Origin of the sequence: Synechocystis sp. LKSZ1 (assembly GCF_040436315.1) — a bacterium.
Classification (GTDB): Bacteria; Cyanobacteriota; Cyanobacteriia; order Cyanobacteriales; family Microcystaceae; genus Synechocystis.
On sequence record NZ_AP031572.1, the window covers coordinates 265039 to 288017 of the forward strand.

22 protein-coding genes are annotated in these 22979 nt (G+C 50.4%); 5 read left to right on the plus strand and 17 right to left on the minus strand.

Annotated elements, in window-relative coordinates; translation table 11 throughout:
* Positions 1 to 50 precede the first annotated feature (50 nt).
* Genes ABXS88_RS01280 through ABXS88_RS01290 form a run of 3 tightly spaced genes read right to left on the minus strand, consistent with a single transcriptional unit; the run spans position 51 to position 3327 of the window.
* A complete protein-coding gene (locus tag ABXS88_RS01280) occupies positions 51 to 524 on the minus strand; it encodes a CRR6 family NdhI maturation factor (protein ID WP_353673395.1) in 474 nt (157 codons plus the stop codon).
* 50 nt (positions 525 to 574) lie between these two features.
* Complete coding sequence (locus tag ABXS88_RS01285; protein WP_353673396.1) at positions 575 to 1369, minus strand: MlaE family lipid ABC transporter permease subunit; 795 nt, start codon at positions 1367 to 1369, stop codon at positions 575 to 577.
* Positions 1366 to 3327 (minus strand): mechanosensitive ion channel family protein, encoded by a 1962-nt coding sequence (locus ABXS88_RS01290; RefSeq protein WP_353673397.1) that lies wholly within the window; start codon positions 3325 to 3327, stop codon positions 1366 to 1368. The genes ABXS88_RS01285 and ABXS88_RS01290 overlap by 4 nt, the downstream gene beginning before the upstream one ends.
* A gap of 185 nt (positions 3328 to 3512) precedes the next feature.
* Between ABXS88_RS01290 and prfA the strand changes: the two genes are divergently transcribed.
* Positions 3513 to 4607: a peptide chain release factor 1 gene (gene prfA / locus ABXS88_RS01295; RefSeq protein WP_353673398.1), complete on the plus strand. Its 1095-nt coding sequence runs from the start codon at positions 3513 to 3515 to the stop codon at positions 4605 to 4607.
* 372 nt (positions 4608 to 4979) lie between these two features.
* Here prfA and typA read toward each other — a convergent pair whose 3' ends face one another.
* From typA to ABXS88_RS01320, 5 genes are all read right to left on the minus strand, one after another.
* Positions 4980 to 6773 carry a translational GTPase TypA gene (typA, locus tag ABXS88_RS01300; RefSeq protein WP_353673399.1) on the minus strand — a complete coding sequence of 598 codons (1794 nt, stop codon included), beginning with the start codon at positions 6771 to 6773 and terminating at the stop codon, positions 4980 to 4982.
* Positions 6774 to 6860: 87 nt separating this feature from the next.
* Positions 6861 to 7643 carry a YdcF family protein gene (locus tag ABXS88_RS01305; protein ID WP_353673400.1) on the minus strand — a complete coding sequence of 261 codons (783 nt, stop codon included), beginning with the start codon at positions 7641 to 7643 and terminating at the stop codon, positions 6861 to 6863.
* Between the two features lie 17 nt (positions 7644 to 7660).
* Positions 7661 to 7981, minus strand: coding sequence for a hypothetical protein (locus ABXS88_RS01310; RefSeq protein ID WP_353673401.1), 321 nt, complete (start codon positions 7979 to 7981; stop codon positions 7661 to 7663).
* Between the two features lie 138 nt (positions 7982 to 8119).
* Entirely contained in the window at positions 8120 to 8680 is a 561-nt protein-coding gene (locus ABXS88_RS01315; RefSeq protein ID WP_353673402.1) for a 5-formyltetrahydrofolate cyclo-ligase, read from the minus strand.
* 212 nt (positions 8681 to 8892) lie between these two features.
* On the minus strand, positions 8893 to 9390 hold the full coding sequence (locus ABXS88_RS01320; protein WP_353673403.1) for a DUF427 domain-containing protein: 498 nt from the start codon (positions 9388 to 9390) through the stop codon (positions 8893 to 8895).
* A gap of 148 nt (positions 9391 to 9538) precedes the next feature.
* On the opposite strand from ABXS88_RS01320, the gene ABXS88_RS01325 reads away from it, so the two are divergent.
* Positions 9539 to 10456, plus strand: a complete 918-nt coding sequence (locus ABXS88_RS01325; RefSeq protein ID WP_353673404.1) for a tetratricopeptide repeat protein — start codon at positions 9539 to 9541, stop codon at positions 10454 to 10456.
* Here ABXS88_RS01325 and ABXS88_RS01330 read toward each other — a convergent pair.
* On the minus strand, positions 10391 to 10843 hold the full coding sequence (locus ABXS88_RS01330) for a BLUF domain-containing protein (RefSeq protein ID WP_353673405.1): 453 nt from the start codon (positions 10841 to 10843) through the stop codon (positions 10391 to 10393). The genes ABXS88_RS01325 and ABXS88_RS01330 overlap by 66 nt on opposite strands.
* Positions 10844 to 10981: 138 nt before the next feature.
* The gene (locus ABXS88_RS01335) at positions 10982 to 12661 is read right to left on the minus strand and encodes a phospholipase D-like domain-containing protein (RefSeq protein WP_353673406.1); all 1680 of its coding nucleotides are present in this window, start codon (positions 12659 to 12661) and stop codon (positions 10982 to 10984) included.
* Between the two features lie 66 nt (positions 12662 to 12727).
* On the opposite strand from ABXS88_RS01335, the gene ABXS88_RS01340 reads away from it, so the two are divergent.
* Together ABXS88_RS01340 and ABXS88_RS01345 are read left to right on the plus strand one after the other, a co-directional pair.
* Positions 12728 to 13162: a hypothetical protein gene (locus tag ABXS88_RS01340; protein ID WP_353673407.1), complete on the plus strand. Its 435-nt coding sequence runs from the start codon at positions 12728 to 12730 to the stop codon at positions 13160 to 13162.
* A 70-nt stretch (positions 13163 to 13232) separates the two neighbouring features.
* On the plus strand, positions 13233 to 14678 hold the full coding sequence (locus tag ABXS88_RS01345; protein ID WP_353673408.1) for a phosphoglucomutase/phosphomannomutase family protein: 1446 nt from the start codon (positions 13233 to 13235) through the stop codon (positions 14676 to 14678).
* On the opposite strand, the gene dnaG is transcribed toward ABXS88_RS01345, so the two are convergent.
* Complete coding sequence (dnaG, locus tag ABXS88_RS01350; RefSeq protein ID WP_353673409.1) at positions 14675 to 16567, minus strand: DNA primase; 1893 nt, start codon at positions 16565 to 16567, stop codon at positions 14675 to 14677. The genes ABXS88_RS01345 and dnaG overlap by 4 nt on opposite strands.
* Before the next feature lie 60 nt (positions 16568 to 16627).
* Here dnaG and xth point away from each other — a divergent pair, with 60 nt between their 5' ends.
* Positions 16628 to 17422: an exodeoxyribonuclease III gene (xth, locus tag ABXS88_RS01355; protein ID WP_353673410.1), complete on the plus strand. Its 795-nt coding sequence runs from the start codon at positions 16628 to 16630 to the stop codon at positions 17420 to 17422.
* A gap of 49 nt (positions 17423 to 17471) precedes the next feature.
* Here the strand turns inward: xth and ABXS88_RS01360 are convergent, their stop codons facing one another.
* The 6 genes from ABXS88_RS01360 to ABXS88_RS01385 form a co-directional block, all read right to left on the minus strand.
* Positions 17472 to 18359: a hypothetical protein gene (locus tag ABXS88_RS01360; RefSeq protein WP_353673411.1), complete on the minus strand. Its 888-nt coding sequence runs from the start codon at positions 18357 to 18359 to the stop codon at positions 17472 to 17474.
* Between the two features lie 35 nt (positions 18360 to 18394).
* The gene (locus ABXS88_RS01365) at positions 18395 to 18580 is read right to left on the minus strand and encodes a DUF433 domain-containing protein (protein ID WP_353673412.1); all 186 of its coding nucleotides are present in this window, start codon (positions 18578 to 18580) and stop codon (positions 18395 to 18397) included.
* Positions 18581 to 18693: 113 nt separating this feature from the next.
* A complete protein-coding gene (locus tag ABXS88_RS01370) occupies positions 18694 to 20202 on the minus strand; it encodes an AAA family ATPase (protein ID WP_353673413.1) in 1509 nt (502 codons plus the stop codon).
* 657 nt (positions 20203 to 20859) lie between these two features.
* Positions 20860 to 21285, minus strand: a complete 426-nt coding sequence (locus tag ABXS88_RS01375) for a nuclear transport factor 2 family protein (protein WP_353673414.1) — start codon at positions 21283 to 21285, stop codon at positions 20860 to 20862.
* A 44-nt stretch (positions 21286 to 21329) separates the two neighbouring features.
* Positions 21330 to 22307, minus strand: coding sequence for a pyridoxamine 5'-phosphate oxidase family protein (locus ABXS88_RS01380; protein WP_353673415.1), 978 nt, complete (start codon positions 22305 to 22307; stop codon positions 21330 to 21332).
* 45 nt (positions 22308 to 22352) lie between these two features.
* On the minus strand, positions 22353 to 22955 hold the full coding sequence (locus tag ABXS88_RS01385) for a glutathione S-transferase (RefSeq protein ID WP_353673416.1): 603 nt from the start codon (positions 22953 to 22955) through the stop codon (positions 22353 to 22355).
* Positions 22956 to 22979 lie beyond the last annotated feature (24 nt).

The following is a 22979-nucleotide window of genomic DNA, read 5'->3' on the forward strand; positions in this document are numbered from 1 at the left end:
AAAACCCCGCCCCGCTTAGCCGGGGATGGTGAGCCGACTGGCCGGCTTGACTAAGCTAGGCCGGCGAGAAAGTTATCCTCCAGGTCGTAACCCAACATCTGGGCCAGGGACTTTAAGCGAAAAGCGCTAGGGAGGTTTTGCGTAGGCAGCCAATGGGCTAAAACAAACACCTTTTGCATCATCAAGAGTTCCAGCGCCTCAGGATTGTACTGAATGCCTTCCGTGCGGTGAAATTGGTGGGGAACCAGCATCGCGACATATCGCGCCAGTTCACCGGCCTTCCAGTCCAAGAGAAACGGAAACCAAGGATAGGTCGCATCCAGGCGTAAAAACCAGAGGCGAACCTCGGGAATTTCGGAGAGTTCCCTGGGGTCATCGGCGGGCCGAGGAAAGTCGATCTGGAATTGAATACTGTGTTCCTGGGGGGCAATGGTTCCTGCGGCTAGCCAGGGAGCCACCAGATTGGTAACGGGGGATAAATCTAAACTGAGAATTTGGGCCTGGGAAACGGAGACTAAAACCATGGCACGGTCGTAACGGAGAATTGCTCCTATTATCCGGGTAAAGTTGGCCCCTAGCCCAGAATTGAGCCAGAACCACTGCCCTTAAACATGAGCCAAGACAGGATAAAGTCGGCCACAAAGATAGCCAGGAGGGCCGTTACCACGGAGGCTGTTGTGGAAGACCCCACCCCCTTGGCCCCGCCGCGGGTAGTCAGGCCCCAATTACAACCGATTAGAGCAATCAAGGCCCCGAAGACGACCCCCTTAATGGGGCCGCAGAGAATATCCCAGGGCGTTGCCAGGGATTTAATGGAGTCCCAAAACACCGAATCAGCAATGTTATAGAAATGGTGGGCAATCACCACGCCGCCTAGTAGGCCCATCAGCAGGGCCAAAATACTCAGGGCCGGTACCATCACACAGCAAGCAATCAGGCGAGGAATGACCAGATACTCAATGGGATTGGTATTGAGCATATAGAGCGCATCAATCTGTTCCGTCACCCGCATCGTGCCAATTTCCGCGGCAAAGGCCGACCCCACCCGCCCGGCCACCACCACCGCCGTCATAATCGGGGAGAGTTCCCGGCTCAGGGCCAGGGCCAGAATCCCCCCGACCACACTACTGGCCCCCAGGGCCAAAAATTCTCGGGCCACCTGGATGGTAAAAATCATGCCGATCACCGTGGCGGTAATCAGAGTAATCACGAGGGACGCCGGCCCCACCGTCACCATTTGCTCAATCGTATTGCGATAATCGACCTTGCCTTGAAGCAGTTGGTAAAAGACCTGGCCGGTCAACAAAATCGCTTTCCCAGAACGCTGGAGCCACGATTGAAGTTCTGCAAGAATAATGCCATTGCTCATGGGTCGGGGGGGGAGAAGGGGTCATTGTCAGCATTCTGCAGTAAAAAGGCTTGTTTGGGAATGCCGATGGCGATCCCCTCCTGTTCAAAGGCGACCTTAATGCGGAGACGAAGTTCACGGCCCACATCCCACTGGGCCCCCGGCTTGGTTTTCAGCCAAATGCGGAGGGTAATACCTTGATGGGAAATATTTTCAATACCCTTGAGGTCGGGTTGATCCAGAATCACGGGATGCCACTGGGGGTCGTGATAAAGCTGGTCTGCAATCTCTTTTAGAAGGTTTAAGGCCTGTTTGATATCGGCATCGTAGGATACTTGAATGGAATAATCTACCCGCGACCAATCCTTGGTTTGATTGCAGACGGTGGTAATGGCCCCGTTGGGAATGGTGATCAGATCCCCATTCGCACTGCGAAGCCGCGTGACAAACAGGTTCATATCTTCGATCAGACCTTCATGGAGGCCTAGGATCACGTAGTCGCCGGTGGCGTAGGAATCGTTGATCAGGGCCGTCAGGCCAGCAATCAGGTCTTTAATTAGGTTCTGGGAGCCGAAGGAAATGGCAAAACCAATGATCCCGGCCCCGGTCAGAATGGGGGTAATGGGAATTTCAAAGACTGTGAGGGATAAAATCACCCCAACACTGACGTAAAAAAAACTACTGACTCCCTTGAGAGCACTGGCAATGGTGGGCAAACGCAGGGCCTGGCGGGAATTTTTCGAGGCCTGGAGCAATTTCAAATCCTCTCCCCAGGCCAATAAACTTTTGTCGATCAGTAGTTCTGTCACCTTCGCCAGGATCAGGATACTCAACCAGATCAGTACTAGGGTCAACGGCACTCCAGCTAATTGGGCACCCCAGGGCCGACTGTAGGGAAAAAGCAAGAGCAGGGTCGCGGAACCCCTTAGCCAAACGAAGGATTGGAGTAGAAGCAGGAGACGCCGTAAAAAGATCAAGATGCGGATGCGCTGGGTTGTCAGGGTCTTGAGTTCTTCAAAGCGGATGGCCTGATGGTCGGGGTATAGTAGTTGGTCTAGTCCAAAAATATTGTCGGTCTTGCCCTGGAGATTGGTCGATAGAAAACGGCCCCGTAGGCGAATGAGAAAAAAGTAAATGGCCAGGGCCAGACGGTCGCCTAATTTGAGTAGAAAGGATTGATTCGTGAGTTGGGGCGAAAAGGTAGAGGGGACGATCGATTCATCATCTGCCACGACTTTGGCCTGGCTCAGCAGAGTTTTGAGCACCTGGACACGATGGCCCAGCCATTGGTAAATCCAACTAATGACACAACTGATCACCGTAATCAACGCTAAAATTCGCAGGGCCAAGAGCGCACTATCCCAAAGGGCCTGGGGTTGTCGCTCTGCCTGGGCCTTGATTAACGCCTGGCGGGTAATCTCTGCGGCCTGATTAGCCAAATCTTCAACCGACTGAGCATGAAGTTCTGCATCTGCTTCGGTAACGGTTCCCAATATACGAGGTTGGAGGGTTTTATCATCAGCGGCCAGGATTACGGTTTGGCCATTTAATACTGAGGGGTAAACCCGTAGGCTCTGGGGGTCAAAGCCCCGTTTAAGTACCTCTTGTAGTTTATTTTCAATGCGTTTAACGCGACTCCGGATCGGCTGAAACTCATCTTTCTTGGCAGGAGCCATGGTAGAAGCCGGCAGGGCCACCAGGAACAGGGGGACGCCATCCAGGCGCACGGAATCGTAGTTCAGATTGCCAATCTGACCCGATTGATTACGGTTAATATTCCAGAGCAAAGATTGGACATCACTAGAAAGGCCAGGCAGTTGTGCCTGACTGGGGACTCCCCAAGCGAGACTCAAACCAAGGAACCATAGGCCCATCAGGAGTATCAACCCGAGGCGTTTCTGTCGTCGTCCCCAGGATCGTTTCGGCAATAGACAGGGCCAGCGGAGGGCCGTCGCAGGATTCACGGAAAAAATCGGCATCGTGGGCAGGGAAAACAGGCCATGGCCTTCAGCATAGCGGGGAGCAGATCAAAGCGCTTTTGAATCTCTTTAGGTACATTCCTTGCCCCTTAGGACGAAACAGCCGGGCGAGGAAAGAACCAGCATCCCTCCAGGCCTGGGTTAAAATAAAGGACTAAGCGTATTTTCAAGTAAAATAGACGACCATGGCTGAAACCTATCTTTTGGACAAATTGCAATCCGTTGAGCAAACGTTTCAAGAACTGACTCGTTTACTCGCTGACCCGGATATTGCAACCAATCCGGAAGAACTGCAACGGGTGGCCAAGGCCCGCTCTTCCCTCGAAGATACCGTCACGACCTACGAAATCTGGAAAAAAACCCAGGATGACCTGAAGGGAGCCCGCCAAATCCTCAAGGAAGCCAACGCCGACCCCGATATGCGAGAAATGGCCAGCCTAGAGGTCGAGGAACTAGAAACAAAATTAGGGGAGCTAGAACAACAACTGACGATTCTGCTTCTACCCCGCGACCCCAACGACGATAAAAACATCATGCTAGAAGTCCGGGCTGGCACCGGCGGCGATGAGGCCAGTATCTGGGCCGGGGATTTGGTCAGAATGTACTCTCGTTATGCCGAAACCCAGGGCTGGAAAGTGAGCCTGTTAAGCGAATCCCTGGCGGATATGGGGGGCTTTAAGGAAGCCATTTTGGAAATTACTGGCGACCGTGTCTATAGCAAACTCAAATTTGAAGCCGGCGTCCATCGCGTCCAGCGGGTTCCTGTCACCGAAGCAGGGGGCCGGGTGCATACTTCGACTGCAACCGTGGCAATTATGCCGGAAGTGGATGACGTGGAAGTACAGATTGACCCCAAGGATATTGAACTCACCACAGCCCGGTCGGGGGGCGCCGGGGGCCAAAACGTCAACAAGGTAGAAACCGCCGTGGATCTCTTCCACAAACCCACAGGCATCCGTATTTTCTGCACCGAAGAGCGTTCCCAACTCCAGAACCGGGAACGGGCCATGCAAATTTTGCGAGCCAAACTCTACGACATTAAACTGCGGGAACAACAGGAAGCCGTCAGTTCGATGCGACGCTCCCAGGTCGGCACCGGCTCCCGCTCCGAAAAAATTCGCACCTACAACTACAAAGACAACCGCGTCACGGATCATCGCCTGGGTAAAAACTTCGTCCTGGCCACGGCCCTGGAGGGAGATATTGAGGACATGATTCAATCCTGTATTAGCCAAGACCAACAAGAAAAACTCGCCGAATTAGCCGCCAACAATAACTAAATTTTTAACTAAACTGCGGCTACGTTGAAGACCGTGACGTGAATGGGGCGAAGAACATCCTCCAGCGAGGGCTAGAGAAAATAGGTCGGGGCGCGGCCGAATCTACAAGGAGTTTGACTCTCTAGCATCGTTGGAGCAATCCTGCGGCGTTACAGTTGGACTTTGAATGAAGAATCCCCGTCCTTTAGGATGGAGAGAGCGTCAAATACTTCTTTCTCAGACCAGTGCCCACTTCAGCAAGGGGAGGATGTCAAGTTCTGCTCCCGTTAATTTGAGCGGTGATCTTAGCCCCCAAAAATATACGGCGATCATCCCTTGAAACGCTCCCAAGGACAACCACCGCAACCTAACTAGTACAATAAATCGAAACAGTTAGCGTTTAGCCAGTTTCTGAGTTTTCATTTTCCGCAGACGGATGGATTCCGGGGTAATTTCCACCAGTTCATCAGGGCCAATATACTCTAGGGCCCGTTCCAGGCTCATTTCCACCGGGGCCTGGAGTTGAACTAATTCATCTCCGGTAGCGGAACGGTGGTTGGTTAATTGCTTGGTTTTACAAACGTTTAGCTCTAGATCCTGGGGCCGGTTATGTTCCCCAACGATCATACCTTTGTAAACCTTGGTTCCCGGCTTGATGAAGAATACTCCCCGGTCTTCGGCGTTTTTCAGTGCATAGAAAGTAGCCACTCCTTCCTCAAAAACCGTAATCACCCCGTTGTAACGGGTTTCCAGATCGCCGCAGAGGGCCCGATACTCTAGGAAGCTATGGTTCATGATCCCTTCCCCCCGAGTCAGACGGATAAACTCACCCCGGAAGCCAATTAGGCCCCGAGCTGGAATCACAAATTCCAACTGAGTGCGACCATTGGCTCCAGTTTGCATATCCTGCATTTCCCCCCGCCGTTGCCCCAGGCGCTCAATACAGGCGCCGACCGCCGCTTCAGGTACATCTAGAACCAGGTATTCGTAGGGTTCACAGGGTTGGCCATTCACTTCCCGATAAATTACTTGGGGCTGGGATACCTGGAATTCGTAGCCTTCCCGCCGCATGGTTTCGATCAAAATACCCAGGTGGAGTTCTCCCCGACCAGAGACGAGGAATTTTTCAGCACTGTCGCCTTCTTCCACCCGCAGGGCCACGTTGGTTTCCAACTCGCGGAAAAGTCGGTCACGCAGTTGGCGAGAGGTGACAAATTTACCTTCCTGGCCGGCAAAGGGCGAGTCATTCACCGAAAAGGTCATCTGGAGGGTCGGCTCATCCACTTTAATTAGGGGCAGGGCCATGGGTTCATCGGGGCAGGTCAAAGTTTCGCCAATATTAGCATCGGCAAAACCCGCCACGGCCACAATGTAGCCAGCAGTTGCTTCCGGGAGTTCAATGCGTTTTAGGCCCTCAAAGCCTAGGAGCTTCGTTACTTTGCCCTTGGCAATACTGCCATCTTCTTTAACCAGGGCGGCCTGTTGGCCCGCCTTAATCACCCCATTGTGGATGCGGCCGATAATGATCCGGCCCAAGTATTCAGAATAGTCGAGGGACGTCACTTGCAATTGCAGAGGTTTGCTGACATCCCCGGCTGGGGGCGGTACATGGTGCAAAATCGCCTCGAACAGGGGTTTCATGTCCTCCGCTGGGTCTTCGAGTTTTTCCTTGGCAAAGCCTGACAATCCGGAGGCAAATAGAGTTGTGAAATCACACTGGTCATCATCGGCCCCCAATTCCACAAACAGGTCAAAAACTTTATCCACGGCGGTATTGGGGTCAGCGCGGGGCCGGTCAATCTTGTTGACCACCACCAAGGGCCGTAGGCCTTTTTCCAAGGCCTTTTTCAGTACGAAGCGGGTTTGGGGCATCGGGCCTTCGTTGGCATCCACGATCAAAATACAACCATCGACCATGCCGAGAACTCGTTCTACCTCACCACCAAAATCGGCGTGACCTGGGGTATCGACGATATTGATCAGCGTCTCTTTATATTTAACTGCCGTATTTTTAGAAAGAATGGTAATGCCGCGTTCCCGTTCCAAGTCATTGGAGTCCATCACACAGTCTGGGATATCTTCTCCCTCCCGAAAGATACCGGACTGGCGTAGCAGGGCATCAACCAGGGTTGTTTTACCGTGGTCAACGTGGGCAATGATAGCAACGTTGCGAATGGGGAGGGACATACGATCAGGACTTGCTTGAGCAAGAAAAGAGTAACAATTTGTAATAATACTAGCTTAGGGGGCCTGTAACTGACCATGGTCAGATTTCTATAGCCAGCCCCGCAATTTATAGATGCCAAGACCCAAGTATTCCTTGAGGGCCAAAGTCGTATTTTCTAGGTATTTAGCATCGGGGAAGAGACCCAAAAGCATGGCCCCCAAGGGAGGATTCGCTTTAAGGCTAGGGGTGCGAAAATCTGTAGGGGTTGGAATCACGGTTAGACCGAGCTTTTCAAAAATCAATTTCGCGCGGGGCATGTGGAATGCTGAGGTGATCAGCAGGAACGTTTTAATTTGCTGTTCTTGCAGAATTTTTTTGCTAAATAAGGCGTTTTCGTAGGTATTCAGGGCCTGGGGTTCTAACAGTAGGGCCGTTTTAGGAATACCGAACAATTGCAGTAGGGTTGCCATATCCTCTGCTTCGGAACGTCCTCCCCCTAGCCACGGAATTCTCCCTCCCGTTAGCAGTAGCCGAGGAATCTTCCCTTGTTGATAGAGTTGGGCAGCGTAAATCAGGCGATCACCGGCTTCGTTGACCTCTGGAACCCGTTGGGAATCATTGGAGCCATAGACAGCCCCTCCCAAAACAACAGCGGCCTCTGCGGAAGGGATGGGCTCAGGAGCCAGAACCCCATATTCCAAGGAACCCAAGAGTGCATCACTGACCCAGACATTCCCCCCAAAATAAAGGACAACGAATCCCACCAAGGCCGGCCCTTGCAACCAAGAACGCTGTTTCCAACTCCAAACCGCTATCAGGCCTAGCAGCAGAGTAGCGAGGCCAAGAGGATAGAAGAAGAGGGGTAATAATTTTGATAAAAAGAGAAACATGGGCGCTCTGCCGCCGCTTAAATCTCTTCAACTTCTAAACGGCCAGCCGTAACAGCCCCGAAGGCAAAGGCCAGGACAATGGGCATGGGAGACTGCATAAAGTAGGTGGAGAAAACTCCTGTAACGGCAACAAGGGCTGCGGCCAATAGCCAGTAGCGCTCCTCGGGACACAGGCCCTTTTCAAGCTTAATGCAACGAAGAATCTTTCCGGGAATAGGCTCTGGCATTACGGCCCCAGGAGGAAAGGCCCAGTAGTGATTGAGACGTTCCATAAACAGATCCGTCCAGCCATTGGCATCACACCATTCCTGAATCCACTCGTCGCAAAAATGTCTCATTACAGCTACAAATTAAGTATTAATAAACGCCTAATTGTTCCAGTTTGTGCCCTGGAATCTTTGCTTTTCGTCATCCTAGCAAAGGGCTTCCCGGCCCTTTTTAAACTTGATAAAACTTATTTTTACTCGTGATAAAACTTAATTGTTGTCTCCCATCACAATCCCCTCTTCCGTCACCAGAACCGTCAGGGGAATATCCCAGGGATCCGTAGGCAAGTGGGGAACCCGAGCCGACGCAAACAGCACCCCCAACGTTCTAATCTTGTGCCAATCGGGTTGAGCTAGGAGGCGGTCGTAGTAGCCACCACCATATCCCAAGCGATAACCTCGGTCATCCACCGCCAGGGCTGGAATGAGAAGCAAATCCACTGTGGAGGGCAAAATCAAATCGGCCTCGGCTAAGGGTTCCAGAATACCGTAGGCTCCCTGTTGGAGCGGCTCTCCCGGTTGCCATCGATGCCAGGTGAGGTGCAGGCCCTGACACCGGGGAAAGCCCCAAACCTTCGGTAAAGCAAAGAGGGAGGTCAGGTCAGGCTCTTGGCGAATACTGAAATAGGCCAATACCGTTTGGGCCTGTTGAAACTGTGGCCATTGGCAGAGGTGATGGCAGAGCCGTTGACTGTTTGCCTGCCAGAGGGATTTTGCCAAGGTGCGTCGAGCCTGGCTGAATTGTTGACGCAAGCGTTGTTTTTCTTTCAATGTTTAACCCACTCCCATCAGGGCCAATATTTTCAGCTTATGCCACCGCCAGAGTTGTGCCAATTTTATAAGTGTCACAACTTGGGGTGTCTGGGCTCAAAACTTTATCTATCATCTACTTGTGTGTGAGGAGTAAGAGTAATAAAGGAAGCGCATAGAGGGTCGAAACACGGCAAGACTCCTTTGATGCCTTCCTTTTTTATTGTCTGAGCTTACCAGCCCCAGGTGCCAAGGCCACCCTTGAAGGGACCAAAGATATTTGACGTAATCCAACCACCATAGAAGTCTCCCGGTTGGGCCTGTACCAGCTCTCCATCCACGTAGCAGGCTTCCATACGGCTAGGATAGAAGGCTACATGGTTTTGTAACCCTTGGAAGGCAGGGGTTGGCTCGGAATAGCCCCAAGCACTATTTTCGGCTTGCTGGGAACCCACCTGAATGGTGTAGTAATGGGCCTGGCCCTTCCATTCACAGTAGGTACGCCGTTGCGTTCGGCTCAAGTACTGAGTCTGGATATCCTCTAGAGGAATATAGTAAACCGGCGGATGACTAGTTTCTAGAACCCGTTGACTACGATAGCTATCGGCAATCAGCACCTGATTAAACATCACTTGAATGTGTTTGGTATAGGCCTCTAGACGGGGCGGGCGAGGATAATCCCAGACGGATTCTTGGCCGGGTTGGGGGGGAATGGGTTGGGGAAAAGCCATGGTGAATTCGTTCAAGGTCTAGGGTTATTGTAGCCTCCTCCTCTGAGCAGTAATCTTCCCTCGGCGATCACGGTCAGGGCCAGACAATGCCGTAGAATAGGAGCTACTTTGGGTTAATTCCCCGCGCAGTCAGCGGTCAAGGGCTACCATGCAACGATTTTTACAACGAATTTGGCAAACCGTTCAAAGATTTTGGCAACAATTACTGGGCGGCGGCCTTCGGACGAGTTATTCTGGCCGACGAGGCCAGTCAGCAGGTGCGGTAGCCGTACTTTCGGATACGGACTACGAATTTCTCTTCAGTCAATTGCTGGAAGGCATTGCCCATGGTTGGCATGAGGGCCGGATTCTCAAGTTTTTTGAACAATTGGGAGAGCGGGGACGCACCAAAGCCTGGGTGAGTTGGCTAGACCGCTTTTCTGAGAAAGTTTTGGCCTCGCCTTCACCGAACTTAGTCCTAGCCGCCCGGCTGATGCGCCTGGGGGAATTGGCCCAATCCTTTCCCCGTATTGAACCCATTGGCCAAGCCGCCTATCAACTGGCCCATCAACTCTATGCTCGTCAGGCCCCAGAAACGACCATCTGGGAATACGAAGGCCCAGAAGCTGGCCCGCCCGAGTTACCCACCACACCGGAGGGCTGGTTAACCTTGGGCCTCCAACAGGCTAATGCAGGCGACTTAGGCTCCGCCATCCATAGCTGGGAGCAAGCCATTTTGCTTGACCCAAACCTGGCAGTGGCCTGGCATAATCGTGGCAGTGCCCTGGGTAATCTGGGCCAATTGGAAGAGGCCCTGGCCAGCTTTGAACAGGCGGTTAAATTAAACCCGGAAGACCCCGGTGCTTGGTTCCATCGGGGGGCCATCCTCGAGGCCCTGGAACAACCGGAAGCGGCCCGGCCTTGTTACGAGCAGGTGCTAGCGTTAGATCCCCAGAGTGAGGCCGCCCAACAACGTCTTCAACATCTCCAGGCCCTTAGCATGACCTCAATAAACTCACCATCAGAGATCAAGGATAATGTCGTCGGAGACTTGGAAGAGAATCCCGATATCCTTCATGAAGGCTAGGGCCTGGCGGGGATTCATGCGGTTGGGTTGGAAAATCGCTGAACCCGAATGACGCAGGGTTAACGTTTTAACCTGTTCCTTGTTCAAATCCGTGAGACGAATGGCCTGCATTGACCAAATTTCAAAGGCCCGGGTTGTAATCGGCTCACAACTAATAAGCATGGGTGTATGATGTCGTGAGTCTTGGACAATCCGATGATAGGTTTGATTGACCTTGTCCTGGTAGCCTTCGAGAACCTGTAAAAACATCCCATCTGCATGGCAAAGGAGGCCGGTAATTCCGTCCGTCTGATTATTTTTAATCGAGCTCTCCATAATATTTTTCAAGTCGGCCAAGCCCAGATCGGGATTTGCATGACTGCTGTAAATTAAGCGGTATAGGTTCATAAAAAGGCTTGTCCTAAATGATTCCGGCAGGTAATTAGAATAAGAATATTGCTTGAGCTTTCCCAAAATGCTTTCATAATCTAGCATTTTGTCTGACTCGAAACCAAGTAATTCCTGAAAACCGGCCGATCTTTCATCCTACCAGATCACCTGGCCGCGCAGGGCGTTAATTTTCTTAGCCTTGAGCCCCGGTACCCGTTCCAAGTCTTCTAGGCCGGTAAAAGGTTGATTTTGGCGAGCGGTAATAATCTTCTTCGCCAGACTCGGGCCAATGCCGGGTAGGCTTTCTAGTTCCGTCTGAGTTGCGGTGTTGAGATTAACCAGGGGCGCTGTCGTTGCAATGGCTAAAGGACTGGGCTGGGGAGTTACATTCTGGCCACAGGCCCTTTCTTGGGCCTTAATTTTTCGTTTTAATCCCTCTGGGAGACCCCACTGGGCATTGGCCTGGAGGCGTTCCAGTTCCCGCTGATAATGGGCCGCAATTTTAGGATTTTGCAAGATTAGGAGGGTCTCGTCGTTTTGCAGATTGGCACTGGGAGACCAGTTGTGGGAGCCAGTAATGACAGTCTGGACATCAATTACTGCCAACTTATGGTGGAGTTTATCTCCCTCTACTAGGGTTGGAATTCCCACAAAGGAAGCGGCCAAGGGCCAGGGCCGGTTGCCAGCTTCGACACGGCATTGTTCCCGCAGGCTTACCCCCAATAGATCCAGTCCCTCACTGTAGGAGCGAAAGGCAAAACCAGGATCAATCAAGGTTTTAATTTCGACTCCCCGTTGAAAGGGCTGTTGCAGAACATCCACTAAGGGCTGTTCACTAAACACAAATAGGGCAAGATCTATCGATTTTTGAGCTGTATTGAGGTAGCGAGCGATTAAGCCATTACTGGTTTCTGACCAGGGCAATTGTCGAGAATCGGGGGAAAATTTGACGGTAACGGTACTCTGACCGACAGTAACAGTTTGGGCCGACCGGTGCGGTTTCTTCAAGCCAAAACGACTGTCTGCCCGGCCACCAGGGCCATCCCCCCACATCAAATTAAATTCCTCTGAGAAAATGTCCGCTAGGGCCGGCGATTGGATCACCAGGAGGTTATTCGCATTGCCGCGAGTAGCTGGGCGGCTGTAATCCCCGTGCTGATCGCTGAGGGTGAAGTTAGCAGAGGTGACGATCACCGTCTGGCCGTCCACGACCAAAAATTTATGGTGCATCAGACCCGTTCCCTTGGAGCCATCTTCCGTATCGTCAATGAGGGGGACTCCTCCCTGGCGTAGGATTTGAATGGCATCGCGCTCTGCACTTTCTGACTCACTAATCTGGCCATCCCTGTTTTGATCCAGAAAGGCCTGGTAATCCTCCAGACGGTCATCCGCTTGGTCACCGTCTTGATCCGAAGTGGCAGAGGTGGCCCCTGAGCCTATTTTTTCCGCCACTACAAAATTGTACTGATTTTCTAAAATTACCCGCACCTGACGGCCTTTTTGTTTCTGGGCCACCAAGGCCTGGGCAATACGGGGCAATCGTAATTCTTGAACCGCCAGGTCTATGCGACTTTGGGCATTGTTAATGGCCTGGAGAATAATCGCTTCAAGATTATCCCCTGGCCGTTGGATTTGGCGGTAGGGGTCTCGATAATCGGCCCCCTGGGCCTGGTTATGGTTGAAATACACTTGGATCTGGGGATCTTGGGGCAGGGGTGGTAAGCGGCCCCCGTCTCGCAGATAGGCCCCGATGATAATAGCGGCCGCTACAACTAGGGCCAGGGCCACCAGTAGCCAGCCGCGATAGGCTTTTAACCATTTTCCTGTTGAATTCACCCTCTTCCCCCCAGTCGCGTCTCCCCTAGAATAGAGCGATAGGATTCCCGCATTTTCCTGTTCCCCATGGCCCTACTTCGTTACTGCTGTCTTATTCTTTGCTGTTGCTGGCTCATGGCCTGTCAATCGGCCCCGGCGACGGTTCCCCTGGAATTTGCCCCTGAGGGGGATATTGTGCAGAGGGCCTTGACCTACCAATTAACCCAGAGCCAGACTCGGCTCAGTGACCAACTCCAGACTAGCCCACCCGCGTTAGCAATTAGTAATATTCAGGTTAAGCAGATCGAACCGATTGTGGTGGCAGATCTACCCGCCTATCATCTTACGGGCCAATATAATGTCACCTTAACGCTGCCCCGCCAGACCGTAACCCAAAAGCAAAATCCCTTCGAGATTTATCTCCAGCGTCAAAGTGAGGGCAAAAGTTGGCGACTACTCCAGCGGGAGGTAAGCAATGATCAGGGCCTGCAGTGGAAAAGTTATCTGATCGAAACAGATTAGGCCAGAACGCCGGGAGGACTGGCCCTCGGCGGGTAAAATAGGGGCAGTTTTTGTGGATTGACGGCGCACCATGGTTTTTTCTCCTCCCCCGATTAAGTTTGGTACCGACGGTTGGCGTGGTGTTTTGGGGGCCGATTTTACCTTTGAGCGGGTGGCCCTGGTGGCGGGAATTGCGGCGCAGGTTTTGCGGGCCACCTTTGCCGGCCCCGGTAGAAAAGACCGGATTATTGTCGGTTATGATCGTCGCTTTATGGCGGAGGACTTTGCCCAGTTGGTAGCAGAAACCGTCGCCGAGCAGGGATTTGAAGTCTGGTTATCCCAAAGCTATGCTCCCACCCCAGCCTTTAGTTGGGCCGCTCACCAGGAACAGGCCCTGGGGGCCTTAGTGCTAACGGCTAGCCATAACCCAGCCCGTTATCTCGGTCTAAAGGTCAAAGGGGCCTTTGGCGGTTCCGTTGGGCCAGAAATTACCAGCCAAATCGAAGCCCAGTTAAGCCAGGGCCTGAAGCCCGCTCCCCAAGCCGGAGAAATTTTGACCTTTGACTCCTGGCCCAGCTATTGCCAGGCCCTGCAAGCCAAGGTGGACATCACGGCCATTCGTCGGGTGGTGGAACAGGGCCAATTACAGATTTTTGTCGATGTCATGCACGGAGCCGCCGCCGGGGGCCTGGCCCGTCTGCTCGGTTGTGAGGTGCGGGAACTTAACAGTGAGCGCGACCCCCTCTTTGGCGGGGCCTCTCCTGAACCCCTGGCCCGCTATGTGCCGGAATTGTTGCAAACCATTCAAACCGCTGCTCAACAAGATCAAGAAAGACTGCGAGTCGGTCTAGTATTTGACGGCGATGCCGACCGAATTGCCGCCGTTGATGGCCAGGGCCAGTTTCTCAGTTCCCAGGGATTGATTCCCATTCTGATCGACCATTTGGCCCGTCATCGGGGTTTAGGGGGAGAAATTGTTAAAACCATTAGTGGCTCCGATTTGATTCCCCGTTTGGCCCAGTTGTACGACCGCCCGCTCCAGGAAACTGCCATTGGCTATAAGTACATTGCTGACCGGATGCTCGGTCATGAGGTTTTGATCGGTGGCGAAGAATCCGGCGGCATTGGCTACGGTTCCCACATTCCTGAACGGGATGCCCTACTCTCGGCACTTTATGTGTTGGAGGCCGTTGTGGAATCCCAACGGGATATTAGCCAGCTTTACCAAGACCTCCAGGCCAAAACCCATTTCTATGCGGAGTACGACCGCATTGACCTGCCCCTAGCCAGTATGGCCGTGCGGGGCCAACTTCTGGATTATCTGGCCCAAACTCCGTTCCCGCAGATTGCGGGTTCCCCCGTCACCGACTGCTTAAACATTGATGGCTATAAATTCCGCCTCCAGAGCGGCGGTTGGCTGTTGATTCGTTTCAGTGGCACCGAACCTGTTCTGCGCCTCTACTGTGAAGCCCCGACCCTAGAACGAGTGCAAGCCGTTCTGCAATGGGCCAAGGATTGGGCTCTATCTTTTGCCTAGGGGCTGGCTTGGCATCTCTGCTGGTCAAAACTGTGAATTTTTTGCTTGGCCTTGAGCATTTCTTTGTAGTAGTAATGCCCGGTCTGGGCCGGCATTTGTTGAAAGCGCTGGGAGCAATAGTCATAGTACTTTTGCCAAGTAACCCGCTCCAGGGCCGCAATGGCCTCCGGGATGCGTAGCTCCGGCCGAAAAATATCCGCCTGGGTTTTTTCCGTCAAGTGTAGTAGGGCCTCAATCGGCCCTGTGTCTTGGCCAAGGTTAAGGTAGGCATCGGCAAGACGAGAAACCAGGGTATCCGCTGGGACTAAATCGGTAGGGCCTTGGCCCTCTAGCCAGAGGAGCGTCTGCCAAAGGAGCCGGTGGTGGGCAAAGCTAAACAACAGGTCTTTGTCTTCTAGTTCCTGCTTGATGGTGTTACGAAAATCAGGACAGTGGAGATAGATCAGCAAAAGTAGGCTTTCGGCCTCGGCCAAGAGACTGCTGTCAGGATTTTTCACCCGTCGCGGGGATCGTTTTTGAGTCGAACGGGCCTGGGGTTGGCGAATTTGCTGACTTAATAGGCCTGTCTGGAGGGGAATCAGGCGGACATCCCCCTGACAGAGAATCTCGGCACAATACTGAAGATAATAGGCCTGTTTATTGGGGTCTTGAAATTGTCGTAACAGTTGAACCATACCCTGGGAAACCCGGTCAAATTGTTCAGCCTGTTTGAGACTATTCTGGGCTAATAATTGCTGGACTTGCCATTCAAACCAGGAAGGGGCCGTAGCCAATAACTGTTGGTATTCCGGTTGTGCTTCAAGCTGACTTCCTAGAAATTCATCGGCATCTTTCCCTGCTGGCAGGTTCAAAATTTTGAGATTCACCTGGCCACTATAAACCAACGGTTCAATTTCTTGAATGGCCCGCTGGGTGGCCTTAATACCGGCTTTATCGGCATCAAAATTAAAGATAATTTGTTTCGAGTCCGTATAGCGCAACAGTAATTTAATTTGGTCTTGACTCAGGGCCGTCCCCAGGGCCGCTACGGCATGATTAAACCCATGACGATGCAGGGCAATCACATCAAAATAACCCTCCACCACCAGGGCCTGGTCGCGCTGTTGAATCGCTTTTTTCGCCTGATCGAGACCAAAGAGGGTTTTGCCTTTGTTAAATAATTCCGTTTCCGGCGAATTGAGGTATTTCGGTTCCTCCGAGCCAAGACTGCGACTGCCAAAGGCAATTACTCGGCCCTGGGCATCGGTAATGGGAATCATCAAACGGTCACGGAATTGATCGTAATGGCCACTACCCGACTGACGGGCCTTGATTAAACCCGCTTGTTCCACCAGGGCCAGGGGATAATGTTTCTGTTCGATCAGATAACGGTAGAGGGTTTCCCAGCCGGCGGGCGCATAACCCAACTGGAATTGCTGAATGGTTTCCTCCGACAGATGGCGCTGGGAGAGGAGGTAATCCAGGGCCTTTTCTCCCTGGGGTTGGTAGAGGGTATGGTGGTAAAAATGGGCCGCCACGACCAAAATTTCGTAGAGCTGTTCCTTGAGGGACAGTTGGCGCTGAAATTCCTTGCGTTGCTCGGGCTCTAGGGTTTTAATCGGGACTTGGTAGCGTCGGGCCAGGTCGAAGACGACTTCCTGAAACGAGGCTTTGCCCAACTCCATTAAAAACTTATAGACATTGCCCCCGGCCCCACAGCCAAAACAATAATACATTTGCTTGGCAGGACTGACGGTAAAGCTGGGGCTTTTCTCCTGATGAAAGGGGCATAGGCCCTGGTAATCCTTGCCTTTTTTTTTCAGCAGAACTACTTCGCCAATCACATCAACAATATCAACTTTTTGTTTGACTTCTTCAATGGTTTCTGGATGCAGGCGCGGCGCGTCCATAGGCAGGCGTTAAAAGCGAATTATGCTAAGGTAATGAGGCTTGAACGTGAGATTTTGAGAATGAAAATTGCTACTTGGAATGTCAATTCCATTCGGTCTCGTCTGACCCATCTGCAGGCCTGGTTAACGGACAATACTGTCGATGTTCTGTGTTTACAAGAAACCAAGGTAGTGGATGCAGACTTTCCCCGCCAGGCCCTGGAGGAAATGGGCTATATTTGTACCTTTTCGGGCCAGAAATCCTACAATGGCGTTGCTATTCTAACGCGCCAGCCCCTAGAAAACGTCTGGATCGGTTTTACTCCTCTGCTGGGGCCAGGGCCAGCGGCAACCTTCGATGAACAAAAACGAGTCATAGCCGGAATCTACCAAGGGGTGATGGTGATTAACCTCTACGTTCCCAATGGGTCTGCCATTGGCTCAGAGAAATACGATTATAAGCTGGCCTGGTTCGGTCAACTCAAGCAATATCTCCAGGCCTTCCAGGCCCAAGGCTACTCAGACTTTTGTCTCTGTGGCGACTTCAACATTGCCCTCGAAGACCGGGATATTTACGACCCCAAGGGCAAAGAAACTCACATCATGGCTTCTCCCGTGGAACGTCAGGCCCTGCAGGGCATTCTAGACCTGGGTTTGCAGGATGTCTTTCGGCACTTTAACTCCGAACCCGGCCACTTCAGTTGGTGGGACTACCGCACCGGCGGTTTTCAGCGTAATCGGGGTTGGCGCATTGACCATATTTACCTCACCCCTGGTCTGTTGGCCCAGGCCAAAAGCTGTCTGATTGACAAGGCCCCCAGGGCCTGGGAAAAACCCAGTGACCATACGCCGGTAGTACTGGAGTTGGAGGATTAGGCGGCCCAGTCGCTATGTCCCTTTGCTATGCAGGGAAAGCCTGGGTCGCTTATGCAAGGCCAAACTGTTGACCAAGCAGACGGATGAGGGTACCGCAGACAAAATAAGTCATGAAGACTGCAGGGACAACCAGATAAATGCGAAATGAGGGAGTCAAATCGGACGGAAGCTGATCGCAGACGGCCAAATACGGCAGGATGTTCATGGCATGATAATTAGACATTGGGTAGGGAAGGAAGAAGAACATGGCAGGGGAGCTAACGAAGTAGAATAGCCCGCCGTCCCCTAATACCTGTGCAAAGCCGACAACGAGAACATAGTGCCAGAGGGGAAAGTAAAGACGTTTGATGAAAAGCCAGATTACTAAGAAAATGACGAGATAGGCAGGGAGAGTGAAGAGAAGATCAAGCCCGTAGCGGTATAGACCCAGAGCTAGGGGAGTATCTGGAGAAACGCGCAGGGAGGAAAAAACGGGCTTCGAGAACATATGACAACCCTCAACGACGACGGCCAAAGCAATGCCTATGACAATAAAACGAGTTCTGGGTGAGATGAGGGGAAGGACTCGCGGCAGCAATGACCGAGCTAGCAGTTGTGCAAAAAGGAAGAGCAGTACGAGGATGCGAGTAAGGCTATCGGGAGAAAGACCGGCAAAAACAAGGGCGATAAGAATCGAGACGATGGCCCAAATGCAGTAAAGAAAGGGGCCTAGCGGAAGGCGAGGTATCACAAAGAAGGAGGATATAATACGGGATAATTGATTATAGGGAAAGTTTTCAGCTATCGCGCCAAATACGCATTTTCTAAAAATATTTCTGCATACAAATGCACCTCGTAGACCAAGATCCCGTAACGCTAACGCTGTAATTCCAAAGGTATTTGTAATCCAGATTGCTATTGCCAGAGACAGATGTGCATCGATCCAAATAGTTGTCATGCCACCAATACAGGATGGTTCAGTTTACGTGCTGCCTATATTAAAGAAGCTCGTATATTATCCATTTCTAAATCTGGTAAGTCTTCTAAAATTTCTTCAGCGCTTAAACCGACTGCGAACAAATCTAAAACATCAGACACTCGAATTCTCATGCCACGAATACAGGGACGACCCCCACATTGTTTAGGATTTACTGTAATTCGTTCAAGTAGCTTTGACATTTGAAGAAACCTCCATAAAATCAGCATCTATCGAAAAGCTCGTTCATTCATTTCCTCAAAAAACTACTACGCCGCCTCTGTCTATGGCTTGTCAAATTCATTGTCATGAAGTGTTAGACTTCATAAGCTACAGCCTCCTGCACTAATGGTACTTGCAAAACTAACCAGTCTCGTACATCTGACACATAAGTATTCCATTCTTGAGTAGAACTGACTAAATCAATTATTTTTGACAAACCAGTGTCTCTATTCCAGTCGAGTCTACTTATAATATCGTCTACATATTTATGACTATTGTCAACAACTACAATTTGCTTCGCAATATCAATTATTTCAATTGACTCAGCATCATTAATTGTTTCCAAGTTTATAATAAGGTTATGAATATATTTTTCTGGCTTAACATTTTCTGGTAGCTTTAAGCACTTGATTTTTTCAAGACTAGAATTCCGAAGAGATACTGAATGATTATCATCTCCAGTCAAAACAGCTTTCAATCTAATTTCTTGCTCTTCTCTAGTTGCGTAAACGTCACCATCAAGAACAAAAATGCTATTTCTACAATCTTCGCCTCGAAGACGCAAGCCAGCTAAAACCGTAAAACAATTGATAGCTGCGCCATATCGCTGAACAGAGACATGTCTCGAAATACTTAATTGACCAGCTATTTTTTTGATTATGGTTACCGCAAGATCATCTTCGACAAAAACTTCAATAAACCTTGGCTGAACACCTGTTAAACGGTTGATTGCATCTGGCTTTGTATCATTGAAGCAAAGAGTTTGTTCTGGCGTGCCAAAAATATGTCGTATGTTCATCGAATCTGACATATTAAGAATAGATTCTCGATGAGTTGTAAAAACTACCTGGAGATTATAGTTTTGTGCTCTTTCGGATATAACTTTAATTAGATTTTTCATGGCTGAGTCATGCAACAAAAGATCTAGCTCATCTATTAATACGAGACTATATTTAGGTGCCCTATAAATCTTTTCAAGTAATAGAAATAATTTTTGCTCTCCGGCACTCATACTGAGAGCTGAATATCTTATTCCTTCAGCTTCAACACCTATAAATTTACGTCCTTTTCCATCATCATGGATGTTATAAGCAGTATATCGTCTATTCAGGCAATACGAAGCTTTCTCTAGTATTGTATTTATAATTTCTTCACTCACATTACTAGTCGAATAGTTGATTTTTACTTTTCGTTTTTCTGCCTCAATTAGAGGAACACAACTATCTACCCCAAAATAATATACGTTCCTTGTTGGTCTCCTTTTGTATATCGGTTTCCATCGATCGCTGCTTTTTCCGTAAGCCTGCTCTATGTTTTCGTGCAGTTGAGATGATTGTCTATAAGTATGAACTACTTTAAATTCGCTACCTTGCCATAAAGCATCAGGACTTGGTAAAAAAAATTCGCTGAATTTATGGTCTTCTGTCCCTTCATTTGGTGGCTGAAAACAGCACGCAAGGGCATGAAGAATTGTTGACTTCCCATAGCCATTTGGACCGAGAATGCCAGTTATATTCTTGTCTTCAAATGAAATACAAAGATTTTTAACATTTTTGAGTTTTATTATTTCTAGCTTATGTAAACGTTGCTGAGAAAAATGCATGTTTTTCTGAATCTTTGCGCCTAGCTTATCGTACTTGATTTCAAACCTCTTTATTCTAGCTTAGTTAGGTTTTTGAAGATGAGTGTAGTCTAAGTGTCCTTCTCTAAGATGAATGGCGTGAAAGTCTAACTAGGGATTATACAGAAAGTTTTCGTTGAATATACCAACGAGCATGTTATGTCGATTAGTATACGTTTTTATGAATTCTACATTAACCTGAGTTCGACGGAAGTAAAATCTTGAAAGCCTTACTAAATCAAGAACTCAAAAATTCAGACCGCACAAAGTTCCGTCAACAATGGATTTTAATTGAGAATGTGAACCGATTTTCTCAGGAGTACGGTTTATTGACATAGAACTATTGAACAGCAAATGCTACAAACCTTATTTTGCAAGGGTTCAGTAACTAAATTTTGTCGAACTCAGGTTACATTAATCTAAAAAAATTTGGACTTAGGGAGCGAGCCGTCACACGTTGCTTTACCTCTCTCCTAACTCCGTGTGGGTAGAGGCGAAAGGCACTCTTCAATTTAGAGACCTCGTACAATAAGGCCGTGGGTCTAGAAGGCCAGGGCCGCCGCCAATTTCGCTAACAATTCAATAGACCTCAACACGGCCCTAATTAGCCAGGGCCTGTAGAACGTGGCATCAGATGCTTCAGGTGCGTTCCCAACGAAATTTGCGGTCTGACTCTTGGATGGGGACATCATTAATGCTGGCAAACCGACGCATCATCAAACCATTGTCCGCAAATTCCCAGTTTTCATTGCCATAGGCGCGATACCAAAAACCCGCATCATCGTGCCATTCATATTCAAATCGCACAGCAATGCGGTTATCCATAAAGCACCAAAGTTCCTTCTTCAAACGGTAATCGAGTTCCTTGGCCCATTTGCGTTGAAGGAAGGCTTTGATCGCCTCACGTCCGCTAAAAAATTCGGCTCGATTGCGCCATTCAGAATCTTCGGTGTAGGCAAGGGCCACTCGTTCTGGATCGCGGGTATTCCAAGTATCCTCCGCCGCTTGTACTTTGAGCAGGGCGGTTTCTAGGGTAAATGGCGGCAAGGGGGGTTTCGTTTCCATTCTCATAACTCCTTATTGTGAATAGAGGTGAATAAAGCTTGAGATCACGGGGTCATCGATTGCCAAGGCCCTGTGGGATTGAGAAACGGTGACAACTCTGGGTCTGACCAGCGCAGAGGGAGGCCCCCTTCCAATCGGTAGCCGATTTGCAGATGGAAGCGCAGCAAGCGTTCTGCTCCAGCATAGGTCAGAATTTCCGGCCCTTCCCAAATCACTTCAGCGGTGCCTGTCAAGTAGAGTAAATGGCCCTCGGAAAAATCGATAAACAAAAGGCCAGCATGGGGATTTAATGCTAGATTGCCAAAGGTATTGAAGTGACGATTACCAGAGAAATCAGGAATGGTTAGGGTACGATCATCCTCGATTTTGACAAAACCCAGTTTTCCGCCCCGATGGGAGACATCAACCCCGCTGGCAGAACCTGCCGATGTGGACTGATAGGCGGTGGCAATAAAAAAGGTGTCAGCGGCTGTAATGATTGCCTGTTCTATTGTCTTGAATTGTTCAACGGGGGATGGGGGTCTGATCGCGGTGGGATCAAGGTCATGGCTCTTGGGGGTACGGGTTTGAATGTACTGAGGACAATTGCCAAAGGTTTGCTGTACCTGCACCTCAAAACCATCAGGATAGACGGCACTGACGATTCCATTGACTCGATTGCGGCGACGGGTCGATAATTCAATCCCCAATAAGCCAATGTCAAGGCCCTCTGTCAGGTTAGTGGCGAAGGGGTCGCCGCATAGGGGTTGGGCCATTACTTTCAAGGTGTTATCGCTAGGGGTAGAGATAAAACCCGGATTACCGACCAGGATCGAGGCCCAAGGATTACCTGTCGCATCAACTGTACCGATAATCACGTAGGGGAGTTGGGCAAAGAATTGCCGAAACTGATCGGGGAGATAGTCCCGAATCACGCGCCGCCCCTGTTTATCCATCTGTTCCTGTAGGCCCAAGCGAGCCTGAATTGCTAACTCTCCCTGATGAAAAGGGGATGAGGCCTGAGACCAACCGGGGTTTGCCATAGTGCTTTTTCTCCATTGGAAATGAGAGCGGTCGAGCTGAAAAAACTACAGTCCTGTCATGGGAATATAACCGGGTAATTGTTTGATGCGATCAATCCAGGCAAGCACATGGGGATAGGCTTCTAGGTCGATTTTGCCATCCCGTGCAAGCGCGACATAAGGGAAGACTGCAATATCCGCGATTGTTGGACATTCAAACTCAAGCCAAGTGTAGACATGCAAGTGCTGATCCAATTGGGTGAGGATGAGCTTGGATTTTTGGGTCGCCCGCTCAATGTTAATGTTTGTTCCAGCCCCGAATAAATGGTAAAGACGCGCATTTTCAGGCCCTTGGCGCACCTCTCCCGCCGCCGTCGATAACCAGCGAATCACCCGTGCTAGCGGCAGGGCATCGGTCGGGAGCCACTGGTCTCCCCCGTACTGGCGAGCGAGATAGACCAAAATGGCTTGGGCATCCGCCAGTTGGATCTCTCCATCTACCAGCAATGGTACCTGCCCAAAGGGATTCATGGCGAGGTATTCTGGCGACTTATGCGCGCCTTTCATCAGATCGATTCTGACCCATTCGTAGTCCAAGTTGAGTAGTGACAGCATTAGCTGGACTTTGTAGCTATTACCCGAAATTTCGTGACCGTAGAGCTTAATCATGGGGATTTTCCTTGTTAGACGAGA